Annotated in this window: 13 protein-coding genes; 9 read left to right on the top strand and 4 right to left on the bottom strand. The window is 47.4% G+C overall.

The window, feature by feature from the left end; all coding sequences use genetic code 11:
- Positions 1-155: 155 nt before the first annotated feature.
- The 7 genes from QRX25_RS16015 (at position 156) to liaR (ending at position 6087) form a co-directional block, all read left to right on the top strand.
- Positions 156-1424, top strand: coding sequence for an MFS transporter (locus QRX25_RS16015; protein WP_212099257.1), 1269 nt, complete (start codon positions 156-158; stop codon positions 1422-1424).
- Between the two features lie 167 nt (positions 1425-1591).
- Positions 1592-1972, top strand: a complete 381-nt coding sequence (locus tag QRX25_RS16010) for a protein liaI (RefSeq protein ID WP_212099254.1) — start codon at positions 1592-1594, stop codon at positions 1970-1972.
- A 13-nt stretch (positions 1973-1985) separates the two neighbouring features.
- A complete protein-coding gene (liaH, locus tag QRX25_RS16005) occupies positions 1986-2663 on the top strand; it encodes a stress responsive protein LiaH (protein WP_212099251.1) in 678 nt (225 codons plus the stop codon).
- Positions 2664-2768: 105 nt separating this feature from the next.
- The gene (gene liaG, locus QRX25_RS16000) at positions 2769-3638 is read left to right on the top strand and encodes a LiaG family protein (protein WP_212099249.1); all 870 of its coding nucleotides are present in this window, start codon (positions 2769-2771) and stop codon (positions 3636-3638) included.
- Positions 3639-3666: 28 nt separating this feature from the next.
- Positions 3667-4398, top strand: coding sequence for a cell wall-active antibiotics response protein LiaF (gene liaF, locus QRX25_RS15995; RefSeq protein WP_065982291.1), 732 nt, complete (start codon positions 3667-3669; stop codon positions 4396-4398).
- Complete coding sequence (gene liaS, locus QRX25_RS15990) at positions 4395-5477, top strand: two-component system sensor histidine kinase LiaS (RefSeq protein ID WP_003151796.1); 1083 nt, start codon at positions 4395-4397, stop codon at positions 5475-5477. Before liaF ends, liaS begins: the two co-directional genes overlap by 4 nt.
- On the top strand, positions 5455-6087 hold the full coding sequence (gene liaR, locus QRX25_RS15985; protein ID WP_003151798.1) for a two-component system response regulator LiaR: 633 nt from the start codon (positions 5455-5457) through the stop codon (positions 6085-6087). The genes liaS and liaR overlap by 23 nt, the downstream gene beginning before the upstream one ends.
- 42 nt (positions 6088-6129) lie before the next feature.
- On the opposite strand, the gene QRX25_RS15980 is transcribed toward liaR, so the two are convergent.
- Genes QRX25_RS15980 through gerAA form a run of 3 tightly spaced genes read right to left on the bottom strand, consistent with a single transcriptional unit; the run spans position 6130 to position 9756 of the window.
- A complete protein-coding gene (locus tag QRX25_RS15980) occupies positions 6130-7242 on the bottom strand; it encodes a Ger(x)C family spore germination protein (RefSeq protein WP_212099246.1) in 1113 nt (370 codons plus the stop codon).
- Positions 7239-8339: a spore germination protein gene (locus QRX25_RS15975; RefSeq protein WP_115996985.1), complete on the bottom strand. Its 1101-nt coding sequence runs from the start codon at positions 8337-8339 to the stop codon at positions 7239-7241. Before QRX25_RS15975 ends, QRX25_RS15980 begins: the two co-directional genes overlap by 4 nt.
- A complete protein-coding gene (gerAA, locus tag QRX25_RS15970) occupies positions 8314-9756 on the bottom strand; it encodes a spore germination receptor protein GerAA (RefSeq protein WP_212099243.1) in 1443 nt (480 codons plus the stop codon). Before gerAA ends, QRX25_RS15975 begins: the two co-directional genes overlap by 26 nt.
- 116 nt (positions 9757-9872) lie before the next feature.
- On the opposite strand from gerAA, the gene QRX25_RS15965 reads away from it, so the two are divergent.
- Together QRX25_RS15965 and fumC are read left to right on the top strand one after the other, a co-directional pair.
- Positions 9873-10058 (top strand): YvzF family protein, encoded by a 186-nt coding sequence (locus QRX25_RS15965; RefSeq protein ID WP_003151806.1) that lies wholly within the window; start codon positions 9873-9875, stop codon positions 10056-10058.
- A gap of 67 nt (positions 10059-10125) precedes the next feature.
- A complete protein-coding gene (gene fumC, locus QRX25_RS15960) occupies positions 10126-11514 on the top strand; it encodes a class II fumarate hydratase (RefSeq protein ID WP_115996987.1) in 1389 nt (462 codons plus the stop codon).
- Positions 11515-11550: 36 nt separating this feature from the next.
- On the opposite strand, the gene QRX25_RS15955 is transcribed toward fumC, so the two are convergent.
- Positions 11551-12426, bottom strand: a complete 876-nt coding sequence (locus QRX25_RS15955; protein ID WP_115996988.1) for a TetR/AcrR family transcriptional regulator — start codon at positions 12424-12426, stop codon at positions 11551-11553.
- Between the last annotated feature and the right edge of the window lie 76 nt (positions 12427-12502).

Below are 12502 nucleotides of genomic sequence, written 5' to 3'. Positions count from 1 at the left end.
CAGCCGGCGGCAGCATGCCGGCTGTTTTTTTGTGGAGATACCCATCAATTGAACCCTTATTGCCAGTAGGAAAATGTATCTTATGCATTATTGACTGAAAAATTAAAAAATGAGATATTATAAGAAACGCTGTAAAATAATGGGGGATTTGATAGATGGATACATATAATAAGAGCGAGAGCATCTGGAATAAAAATTTCACCTTTCTGTTTATCTCAAGGCTTGTCAAATTGTCGGGAGACGGTTTTGCCTTTAATTCCATTCTATGGTTTTTGATTTTTGACGGAGAAGGCGCGATCGGCACGGCTCTGCTGATTGCGGTCACGTTTCTTCCGGAGGCGATGCTGGCGCCGATTACCGGGCCTTTTATGAAGCAGCATACGCTGAAATTCTGGATGTATTTTTCCGACCTCACGCGCGCGGCGGTCGTGTTAATCATTCCGGTCTGTTATTTTAACGGTTTTTCTCCTTTATGGTTTGTCATGCTCCTCATGATCGTGCATTCAGCCACGGGAGCCGCTTATAATCCTGCATCCATCTCGTTAATCCCCAATATTGTCGGAGAAAACAGCCTGCAGAAAGCGAATGCGGTCATCCAGTCATCAGGCCAGATCGTCAGGCTTGCCGCCATTACGCTGAGCGGGGTGTTTTTAACATTTATCAGTCCCGCCTATTCTTTGTTTATCGCACTTATATTCTATCTTCTATCAGGTTTTCTCGTACTCTTTATTGCATACCAAGTTCATCAGGACAAACAGAAGACCGTCGCCGTTAAACAGCGCGGAACGTATTTCGGAAGACTCAAACGGGGTTTTGTGCTTGTCAGAAAACACCAGATTTTATACCCGCTCGCTATCTACTGTATCTTCATGAATTTTGCGGCCGCTCCGTGGGAGGCGCTCTCTGCCGTTTATGTCGCTGAAGATTTACACATGCCGCCGATCATCTACTCGCTTTTGAAAGCGACAGGCACGGGCGGAGCCTTTTTAATGGGTTTTATTTTGGCAAAAGTGAAGGTGAACAAATACGGTCTCCTGTTTGTGTCGGCGGGAATCATAGAAGGGGCGGCATTTTTCATCACGGGCATCAACACTTTTCTGCCGCTCGTCTTCCTCGCCGCGTTTGCATTCGGATCTGCCGTCAGCGCCATTAATGTGCCGGAATATACCATTATTCAGACGTCTGTGGACAAAGATGACCAGCCGCAAGTTTATGCCGTCATCCATATGATCTCAAACATATCCATTCCGCTCGGTGCGGTTCTATGCGGATACGCGGCTAACGCTTTCGGTTCCGGAAAAGTCATCGCCGCCGGCGGTCTCGTCGAAGTCCTGTCCGGTCTCGGAATATTGTTTTTTACGAAGCTGGCCAAAGCGGAACGCTCCGATCTCATCAGGGAAAAAGAAGCGAGCGTCAGAATCTAGCATTTCCGTTAAACGCCCTGTGCCGTCCGGCACAGCGGCGTTTTTTTTATGTAAGGGTCCGGGGGCTTATACGACTCCGGTCTGATATGAAAATCAATCTCTGACTCGTTTTGCCGTCCGCGGGATTTGTTTATAGTAAAGACAAGGAAAACGAAAGGAGGATCTGCATGAATATAAATGTAAAAACGGCAGGCGGCTTCCTGCTGATTGTGTTCGGACTTTCTGTCTTTTTCGGAGGGGGCCACTTCGCACTTATCATCCCGCTGGCGATCGGAGGCCTGATGCTTTACTGGGGAATAAAACGGTTTTCAAAAGGCCGCGCCGTATCCGGTATCATCGCGGGCGTCATCGGGGCTATGATTCTCGTCGGCTCTCTTCCGTTTATCGTAGCCATCGGACTGGCTGGCGCCATGGTGTATTTCGGGTGGAAGATGATGAAGCAGGGCGGCTCAGACACTGATTCCCGGCAGTATGAACCGGAAGCGGCATCACCGGGCTATCAATCCGGATTTGATTCTGAATGGGAAGAATTTTTGAAGAAAAAATAAGGAGGAAAACAAAATGGTCTTAAAAAGAATAAGAGATATGTTCGTCGCATCTGTTAATGAAGGGCTTGATAAATTAGAAAATCCGAAAGTCATGCTGAATCAATATGTGCGTGACATGGAAAGTGATATCGCCAAGGCGAAACAAACGATTGTCAAACAGCACACAATCGTCCATCAGTTTAAGAAAAAACAAGAAGACGCCTCAGAAACGGCGGCTAAGCGGAAAAATCAAGCTCAGCTTGCCTTTGACGCAGGGGAAGAGGAGCTTGCGAAAAAGGCTCTGACTGAAATGAAATACCTTGAGGGAAAAGCGGCCGAACATGAAAAAGCGTATGAGCAGGCGAAAACACAGCTGGCAGAGCTGAAAGAACAGCTGGAGACTTTGGAAACGCGTCTTCGCGACGTAAAGGATAAAAAACAGGCGCTCATCGCCCGCGCCAACGCCGCGAAAGCGAAGGAACATATGAACGCATCTTTTGACAAAATTGACAGCGAAAGCGCCTACAGAGAGTTCCTTCGAATGGAAAACCGCATTGAAGAAATGGAAGTCCGCGTCAAATACGGCACTTCGGCTGAGGCGAACACAGAAGTCAGCCGATCGCAATATTCGGACGAGGTCGAAGCTGAGCTTGAAAAAATGCGCTCGCTTTCTCTGGAAAGAACGGAGCATCAAAAAGCGGCTCATGAATAATGTGCACAAGGGAAGATCGGCGCTTTTGCGCCTCTTCCCTATACGCACGTATCAATTATCAGGCTTTTCCTTTATAATAAAATGAATGAAAAAGGATGGAGCGTAATGAAGCGTAAGATTGCCAAAGGGCTGATGGCGGCGTCCGTTCTGATCTGCTGTCTGTTTTTGGTGAAAGAAGTGGTTGCCGGGCGTTTTTTTCCGCTGTACGAAACAGAAACGGAATCCGTAAGCGTGCCGCCCCGTGCCGTTAAAAGCCTATCCGTTTCATCTGAACAGACGGATGTGAAAATTATCGCGGAAGCGCGGAATGATATCTCGGCAAACGTGACGGGACCGGCGGGAAAAATGTTTGTCCGCAGCCGGGGGAAAACCCTTGATCTCAAAGCGAAGGATAAAGGGTTCCAATTTCTGAATCTCTTTCAGCGTCCTCTGCTGATTGTCCGCATTCCGTATGATTATCATCAGGACATCGCCGTCCGTTCATCAAGCGGCAGCATTGCCTTTGACGGAAACAGGGGGCTGTCTCTTTCACATCTCAGCGTCCGTACTGTAAGCGGGAACATGTCGCTGAAGCATGTAAAGACGGATGTGTTTGAAGCGAAAGGGCTGTCGGGCGATCTCACAGCAGCCGATCTTGCGGCGAAAACGGCGGATGTCCGCTTATCCTCCGGCAATGTGGGTCTTCATCATGTGTCGGGCCCTCTTGACGTTCGGGTCGCTTCCGGCAGTGTCGATGCCTCGCTTGAGACGGCGAATGCCCCCGTATCCGTCAGGCTTGCGAGCGGCAGCGCAGCCATCAGCCTGCCGAAAGACGGGAGTTTTACGGTGAACGCCGAAACGGCAAGCGGGAGAATTCAGCCGTCCTATTCCTTTGAGAAAACGAGTAAGGAAGGCGGGGCTTTTACCGGTATTAAAGGCAGCGGTGCAAGAATGATTGATATAAAAGTGACGAGCGGCAATATTGCACTGCAATAGACAAGGAAAGGAGGGGCAGGCAGCTGAAATGGCAAAAAAACAGATTCTCGGACTTATCATCGCCTTATTTGGCGTCAGCATGTTTTTACGTATTATCGGTATCGGCGACTTCTTGTTTTGGCCGCTCTTTTTTCTGATCACAGGCTATATCTTTAATAAATATTCCCGCAGCTGGCTCGGCTCCGTCCTGTATATCTTCGCCGCTTTTTTGTTTTTGAGAAACCTGTTCAGCGCCACCTTCAACCTGTTCGGCTATGCCTTCGCCGCCTTTCTCATTTACGCGGGCTACAGGCTTCTTAAAGGAAAGCGCGTGTTTGAACATAAAGAGAAGAAAATCAATCTTAAAAAAGAAGAGCAGCCAAAGCCTTCCGTCCAGCCGGAAAGCAGACAGCCGGATCTCCGCAGCTATTTTATCGGCGAGCTGCGCATGATGAAGGATCCGTTTGAGCTGAATGATTTAAATGTCTCCGGATTCATCGGCGATGTGAAAATCGATCTGTCAAAAGCGATGATTCCCGAAGGAGAAAGCACGATGACAATCAGCGGTGTCATCGGCAATGTTGATGTGTACGTCCCGCCCGATATCGAAGTATCCGTCAGTTCGTCAGCTTTTATCGGCGATATGAATCTGCTCGGCTCTAAGAAAAGCGGCATGAGCACGAACCTGTATAAAGTGTCTCCCGAGTACGGCGACTCGCCGCGGAGGATTAAAATATCAATTTCGTTATTCATCGGCGATGTGGATGTGAAGTATTTATGAGGAAAAAATTACTCGCCAATATTCAGTGGCGCGCCATGAGGATGACCGCGGGGCTCAGTCTGCTCCTTTGCGCTGTGTTTATTACGCTGATGCTGTTATATTACGGGCTTGACCCGATGCTTTTGTTTTCTTCCGGCTGGTTCGGTATTCCGTTCGTGGTCATCCTGCTTTTGGCGTCTCTTTCGGCCGGACTGATCTCCGGTTATGTATACGGCGGCCGTCTGAAAACAAGAATGGATACATTGATTGAAGCGGTTTTGAAATTTGAAAACGGCAATTTCGCCTATCGGGTGCCGCCGCTCGGCGATGATGAAATCGGCCTGGCGGCAGACCAGCTCAACGAAATGGCCAAGCGGGTCGAGCTGCAGGTCACATCGCTCCAAAAGCTCTCCAATGAGCGGGCGGAATGGCAGGATCAAATGAAAAAATCAGTCATCACTGAAGAACGCCAGCGGCTGGCGCGCGATCTGCACGATGCCGTCAGCCAGCAGCTCTTTGCCATTTCCATGATGACATCCGCCGTCCTAGAGCAGGTAAAAGATGCGGATGACAAAATCGTTAAACGGATCCGCATGGTTGAACATATGGCGGGCGAAGCGCAAAATGAAATGAGGGCGCTGCTATTGCATCTGCGGCCCGTCACTTTAGAAGGAAAAGGTCTGAAAGAAGGGCTGATTGAGCTGTTAAAAGAATTCAAAGCGAAGCAGCCGCTTGATATTGAGTGGGATATCAGCGACACGGGTGTGTCAAAAGGCGTTGAAGACCATCTGTTCCGAATTGTGCAGGAGGCGCTTTCCAACGTTTTCAGGCATTCAAAGGCGACCAAGGTCACCGTCAGGCTCGGCGCGAAACATCAAAAGCTGCAGCTTAAAGTCATTGATAACGGGGCGGGTTTTACGATGGATCAAGTCAAAGCATCCTCTTACGGCCTGCATTCCATCAAGGAAAGAGCGAGTGAAATCGGCGGCATAGCGGAAATTATCTCCGTGAAGGGAAAAGGCACGCAGATCGACGTGAAAGTCCCGATTTATCAGAAAACAAAAGGAGAGAACGACAGTGATTCGAGTGTTACTGATTGATGATCACGAAATGGTCAGGATGGGCCTGGCCGCATTTTTAGAAGCACAGCCGGACATTGAAGTCGCCGGTGAAGCGTCAGACGGACAGCAGGGCGTCGATCTGGCCGCAGAGCTTTTGCCGGATGTGATTTTAATGGATCTTGTCATGGACGGCATGGACGGCATCGAAGCGACAAAACAGATCTGCGCGAAACTCAATGATCCGAAAATCATCGTGCTGACGAGCTTTATTGATGATGACAAAGTGTATCCGGTGATCGAAGCGGGAGCGCTCAGCTATTTGCTGAAAACATCCAAAGCGGCAGAAATAGCCGAAGCCATCAGAGCGGCTGCCAAGGGCGAACCGAAGCTTGAATCGAAGGTGGCGGGAAAAGTGCTGTCAAGGCTGCGCCATTCAGAAAATCAGCTTCCGCATGAAACACTGACAAAAAGAGAACTGGAAATCCTCTGTCTCGTCGCGGAAGGCAAGACGAATAAAGAGATTGGAGAAGAGCTGTTCATAACGATTAAAACGGTGAAAACCCACATCACGAATATATTGTCAAAGCTTGATGTCAGTGACCGCACGCAGGCAGCCGTATATGCCCACCGCAATCATCTCGTGACATAAACAAAGGAGAGCGGCGTTATGCACACTCTCCCAAGGGACAGGTTATTGGGACATTCCCTTTGTTCCGAAATCTCTGATGGCGACTTTGACTTTGTATTCAATATCGGCTTCACTGAAATGATGATCCCAGTCTGACGACACCTTTTTCCACTTGTCAGGATAATGAATCCGGACCTGATTATCCAAACCGGTAATATCGACTTTTAAATCATGCTGCAGATAATCAATGAATGTCATAACATCTGAATGGATGCTGCGTTTTACCGTGTTTTTGATTTCATTTATATAGGACTCCTTAAAGGAATCTTCTTTCGGGTTCCAATCCTCAGACAGACGGCCTTCAACAAACCGGGTGACGATAAACTTGAATTTCCCGTTTTTATATTGTGTTTTCACATCATATTTGCTGGAGAATACCTCGAACGATAAATAATAATTATCATGCTTTGCAAATGTGACGCCTCCCTTTACCGTGCCTGTGAACAGGTTCATATTCTGGACTTGAAAAGGCGTTAAATTCGCATACCAGAATTTATTTTTTATAATGGATGCGCCCCAGATTTCCAGCCTGCTGCCTACTTTGCGCACTTGAGGAAGGACGAAGGTCTCGCCTTTGGCGATTTTCTCGGATATTTCTCCTAATGTCACGGGTTTTATCATTCGGATGGTGACCGCGTTATTTTCTGTTAAGTCATAGATCGTATTTGACGCAGGCTCCCCCTGATCACTGACATTGAAGATATCTTTCGTTTTGTCCGGCACTGTCATCACATTGCAGCTTCTTCTCGTTCCATTGTCCCTGACAAATTGGTTCATCAATGCGTCAAGCGGGATGCCGTTCTTTAACAGCGTTTCGGAAAACAGCATGATGCGCAAGTGCTGGGAGAAAGCGGGGTGATTTTTTAATGATGCCGTTCTTAAGGCTTGATGGACGGTTTCCCCGGAAGTGGAAGTCACCTTTGTCGTGTTGCTTGATGACGACTGCTGTGAACTTGCTTTTTGCGGGATCAGAATCTGCTGCGTCACTTCCACATTTTCTTCCTCAGGTTTATCGAGCCCGACTCCGATAACAAGGCTCAAATCTTCTATATTCCGGCTGTCCCAGCATCCGGCCAAAAGCAATGTGCAAAGGATGATAACGATATATTTCTTCATTGCGCTTTTTTCACCTTCCTTTTCACAGCGACGACTGCAAACATCAGTAAAGGCAGCAAAAAGAAACCTAAGAAGATGTAGCCGAGAATATCACTGAACAGCATCAGCTTGTTAGCGTCTTTTGGCATCAAGGACCCGAAGTATGTCGCGATGCCTACGAAGATGACGCCCTTTTTCTGCTTCAGCCCGAAAATTTTATTAAGGCCGGACGTCGCGAAATATCCGTACGATACATAGGTGGTGAAAAATTGAATAATCCAGACAGCAAGCAAAAAGGACTCAAACCTTTCGATAAAAAGCCCTTTGATTTCAAATGATTGAAAGAGCGCGATTGTAGGCCAGATCATTGTTTTGACATCCTGGATGGTTAAGGCGCCGGCGACGAGCACGAAGGTAATAATATATAAAATAATCGGGATGCCGAAACCCGCGGCCGACATACGGAACGTGTGCTTTTTATTTTTGAGGTACTCGGGGAGAAACAGCATAACCTCAATGCCCAAAAAGGAAACAGAAACGACGGTCAAAGAGGCCATAACGGGAGAAAACCCCTGTCCGAGCACCGGCCGCAGATTGTCGATATCAAATATTTTAAAGCTGAAAGAAAACACCACCAGCAAAATAATAATCGTAATCGTTAAATAAAAAGGAAAAAGCCTGCCGATATCATTTATGCCGCCGATAATCAAATAAATGGAACAGGCGATAAAGATAAACAGCGTGACCGGCACGGGCGTTCTTTCCAATAAAAAGAATTTGACCATTTCCGCCATCGCCCGGGCTTCGAAGCTGGCGACTCCTATAAAATAGAGGCAGATCATGAGATTGACGATATTTCCCGCCCATTTGCCGAGACCTTCTTTCATATAATCAAAAAATGATTCGTACTGATGCTTTTTCATAATGAGCGTGTTGAGATAAATCAATAGGATAAAGATGATGCCTTCCAGACATAATGCGATCCAGCCGTCCGGCGAATTCGCCTTTGATGACAGCGCACGCGGCATGGTGAGGAGGCCCGCACCGAGCATCGTGTTGGAAATCAATGCTGTCCCTTGATAGCTTGTAAGCTTACTGTGAGTTGTTTTCTGGCTCATTTACGTTTTTCGCCTCTTTTGGTTGATTTTTAATAGGGAGACGGAGAATAGAATCGTTTGAATTTTTTAAGCTGAAAAACCCATTCGGCGAGAAATACGGGGAACCGAAGCTTCGCTGTCTCGATAAATGAGTGTAGATCGCCAGCATAAATAAAATCATGCCGTACAGCCCGAAAGCTGCGGCAGTAAACATCGAAATGAAACGGAGCACACGGAATGAAAGCCCCATCCCGTACTGCGGCACCGTAAATGAAGCCAGCGCGACAATACTGACCACGATTACCATGATAGAGCTGACAAGATTCGCCTCAACGGCCGCCTGACCGATGACGACTCCGCCCACCAATCCGATCGTCTGGCCGAGCGGATTGGGAAGTCTCAAGCCAGCCTCTCTCAGCAGTTCTATCGTAATTTCCATTACCATCGCTTCGATGATAGGCGGGAAGGGGATGTTTTCTCTGTTCGCTGCGATGGTGACTGCAAGCGACGTCGGCAGAAGCCCTTGGTGAAACGAAACGAGGGCGATATAAATGGACGAAAAAAACAGCGTGATAAAAATAGATGTAAACCGCAGCGCCCGGATGAGCGAGGCGGAAATCCACCGTTCATAATAATCATCGGGAGACTGCATTAAAATTCCTAAAGAAGCCGGAACCACCAGCGCAAACGGTGAGTTGTCGACAAGGATAGCGACGCGGCCGTTAAACAAGGCGGAAGAGACTTTATCAGGCCGTTCGGTATTTTGTATTTGCGGAAACGGCGAATACTTATTATCCTCAATAAGCTCCTCAAGCGTTCCGGAATCCTGAATGTCATCCATCTTCACTTTGCTGAGACGCTTTAAAACATCATTGACGACAGATGGGTCCGCCTCATCATCGATGTACATGACAGTGGCGTATTTCAACTTGCTTTCTCCGATCGGAACCCTCTTCGTTTTCAGCTTCGGATGGTTCGTCCGCTGCCTGATCATGGCGACGTTTGTATCAGAATCTTCTATGAAGGCAATTTTAGGCCCTCTTACGACCTTTTCGGATGTGGGCTCTGTTACGCTTCTTTTTTCTCTTTTTCCGGTGGACAGAATATACACATGGTCAAGGCCGTTAATGAACATGGCACATTTCCCGCGCAGAATGGAGATGACGGCTTCCTTCGCCGTAAAGACGGGGCGGGCGTCAATCTTATCAAGACGTTTCGTCACCGTTTCCAGCGTCAAGGTGTCTTCTTCCTGAAGCAGCGTTTCAATCGCTTCTTTTATTTTGTCTTCATCGTTCATTTCACTCAGATACATATAATAAAAAACAAGCCCGTTCGGAAGCATTTTTTTATTTTGAACCAGGTCATCGTTCTGCTCTACATGGGGAAGCACCATAGCCAGATTAATGTGTATGTATTCCTTGAATTCCGATTGCGCCATCGACAGTCACCCGCCTTCCAATCCTTAATTGAGGTTATCTTTTCCTGTTAAAAAAATGATATACTATGATAAAGTATTTAATGGTACAAGTTTTTTTATGAAAGCGGAGGAGAGATGTGGCACAAGTCAGACTGGCAGGGAATGCCGAAGAAATAGAACAGCTCATCAAATCATTTGAAGCGCATTATGAAGTGGCTTACACGTCGAAGGAATACCGTAAAACAAATCCGAAGTACAAATACTCTAAGGATTCGCGCGTCTATCTTGAGCTGAAATTAAAAACGGCCAAGGCCGAAAAATAAAAAGGGTTTCATCTGTTACTGGCGAATAATACTCAGGGTGAAGCAACTGTTATGGAGGGATACATAAATGGACTACAGAATTGAAAAAGACACCATGGGAGAAATTAAAGTTCCGGCAGATAAATTTTGGGGCGCTCAGACACAGCGCAGCAAAGAGAACTTCAAAATCGGTTCAGAAAAAATGCCTCAGCGTGTTGTGAAGGCGTTTGCAATTTTAAAAAGAAGCACGGCGATCGCTAACGAACGCCTCGGCAACTTAGAGTCTGAAAAAGCACAGGCCATTGCCGCTGTATGTGACGATGTGTTAAACGGCAAATATGACGATAACTTTCCGCTCGTTGTCTGGCAGACGGGAAGCGGCACACAAAGCAACATGAATATGAACGAAGTGGTGGCCAACCGCGCGACTGCTTTATTGAAAGAACAAAATTCCGAGCTGAAGATTCATCCGAATGATGACGTTAACCGCAGCCAAAGCTCAAACGATACATTCCCGACGGCGATGCACGTTGCGGCGGTTCTTGCCGTATATGAACAGCTCGTTCCGGCGCTTGATCAGCTCCGTACGACACTTGATGAAAAAGCGAAAGCGTATCAGGATATTGTAAAAATCGGACGTACGCATTTGCAGGACGCGACTCCGCTGACGCTCGGACAGGAAATCAGCGGCTGGGTATACATGCTTGACCGTTCTAAAGAAATGATTCTTGAGTCAACGGAAAAAATCCGCGCGCTTGCCATCGGCGGCACGGCAGTCGGCACGGGAATCAACGCCCACCCGCAGTTCGGTGAACTCGTCGCTGAAGAAATCACAAAAGTAACGGGGCAGACATTCAAGAGCTCGCCTAATAAATTCCATGCGCTGACTAGCCATGATGAAATCACTCACGTCCACGGTGCGTTAAAAGCATTGGCTGCCGACCTGATGAAGATTGCCAACGATGTCAGATGGCTGGCAAGCGGCCCGCGCTGCGGAATCGGCGAAATCGTCATTCCTGAAAATGAGCCGGGAAGCTCTATCATGCCGGGCAAAGTCAACCCGACACAAAGTGAGGCGCTGACAATGATCGCCGCACAAGTGATGGGAAATGACGCGACAATCGGATTTGCGGCCAGCCAAGGAAACTTCGAGCTGAATGTCTTCAAGCCGGTTATTATTTATAACTTCCTGCAGACAGTGCAGCTTCTCAGTGACGGAATGAATTCCTTCCATGACAAATGCGCTGTCGGTATTGAGCCGAACAAAGAGACGATTCAGGAAAATCTCTCTAACTCATTAATGCTTGTTACGGCGCTTAACCCGCACATCGGTTATGAAAACGCCGCAAAAATCGCCAAGCTCGCCCACAAAGAAGGCTTGACGCTGAAAGAAGCGGCATTACAGCTGAACCTTCTGACAGAAGAACAATTTAATGAAATGGTGCGTCCGGAAGATATGGTGCATCCGAAAGCGTAAACAGAAAGAACGGCTGCAGTCACTGCGGCCGTTCTTCTAAATAAACTGCTGTTTCAGTAAAAATCTGAGCTGTTCTGCATCTTCAGCCAGCAGGTCGGATTCCTTCAAATTCAGTATCATTCCTTTGATGATTGCCGGTTTCGGCGACTTTTTCTTCATTTCCGCTTCCAGAATATCCAAGCTCTCGGTGAATTCAGATGATTGCGGCTTGTCCATCGTGCTGATGCGCGCGCGGAGGGTCTCAAAGATCGATTGACTTAAAGGATCGGGCTGCCCGTTATGAAGGGGCCCAAACAGCGAGCTTGCCTCATCAAGAGAAATAAACGGTTCATCATGTCTGTCCGCCATTCCGTTTACGATGTCATCAATTCTGTGAATCACGGTATTTGCAAGAAGTGCAGGCTGTACGGACCGGCCGGTCAGAATGAGATATTCAAGATACATCTGACTGATTCCTTCTATTAAAAAACAAAGTTCGGCTGTGTATGGTTCGGCTTTTTCTCCGTAAATAGCAAGAAGACTGTCGATATGAAACTGCAGGATCGACCGGCGGATTCTCTTTCCGCATTGCGCCACTTCTTCAGTATAAGGAAGTGAACCGTCTTTCATCTGCACGGTAATAAAATCCTGATGCGCGAGAATCGATTCGAAAAATACCGCAAGCTGTTTTTGGTAAGCGGCTCTCGGGCTGTCGCCCTCCGTTTGGATCGTCGTGATTCGGGTAAACGTTTTATCGTAGTAGTAATTCAGCATAGATAAAAGCAGTGCTTCTTTGGAAGGAAAGTAAAGATAAAAAGCCCCTTTTGAGATTTTACATTCATCGGCAATTTCCTGAACCGAGGTTGATTTGTACCCTTTTCGGGCAAACAATTTGATTGCTGCTTCAATAATCAGCTTTTCTTTTTCCTTCAATGGTTCCACCCTTTCGGAGCCAGGAGGCTGGCTTGTGCTTCTCATGTATGACTAAATGGTCATATTGATATTCCAT

Source organism: Bacillus sp. L381, assembly GCF_030284525.1.
In the GTDB taxonomy this organism is placed as follows: Bacteria; Bacillota; Bacilli; order Bacillales; family Bacillaceae; genus Bacillus; species Bacillus amyloliquefaciens.
This window is presented reverse-complemented; position numbering and strand designations above follow the sequence as displayed.

What these genes read in the sequence shown, in the direction of transcription:
- liaS (WP_003151796.1), top strand. Translation starts at nt 4,395, where the DNA reads ATGAGGAAAAAATTACTCGCCAATATTCAGTGGCGCGCCATGAGGATG.
- liaH (WP_212099251.1), top strand. Translation starts at nt 1,986, where the DNA reads ATGGTCTTAAAAAGAATAAGAGATATGTTCGTCGCATCTGTTAATGAA.
- fumC (WP_115996987.1), top strand. Translation starts at nt 10,126, where the DNA reads ATGGACTACAGAATTGAAAAAGACACCATGGGAGAAATTAAAGTTCCG.
- QRX25_RS15980 (WP_212099246.1), bottom strand. Translation starts at nt 7,242, where the DNA reads ATGAAGAAATATATCGTTATCATCCTTTGCACATTGCTTTTGGCCGGA.
- liaG (WP_212099249.1), top strand. Translation starts at nt 2,769, where the DNA reads ATGAAGCGTAAGATTGCCAAAGGGCTGATGGCGGCGTCCGTTCTGATC.
- QRX25_RS15975 (WP_115996985.1), bottom strand. Translation starts at nt 8,339, where the DNA reads ATGAGCCAGAAAACAACTCACAGTAAGCTTACAAGCTATCAAGGGACA.
- QRX25_RS16010 (WP_212099254.1), top strand. Translation starts at nt 1,592, where the DNA reads ATGAATATAAATGTAAAAACGGCAGGCGGCTTCCTGCTGATTGTGTTC.
- gerAA (WP_212099243.1), bottom strand. Translation starts at nt 9,756, where the DNA reads ATGGCGCAATCGGAATTCAAGGAATACATACACATTAATCTGGCTATG.
- QRX25_RS16015 (WP_212099257.1), top strand. Translation starts at nt 156, where the DNA reads ATGGATACATATAATAAGAGCGAGAGCATCTGGAATAAAAATTTCACC.
- liaF (WP_065982291.1), top strand. Translation starts at nt 3,667, where the DNA reads ATGGCAAAAAAACAGATTCTCGGACTTATCATCGCCTTATTTGGCGTC.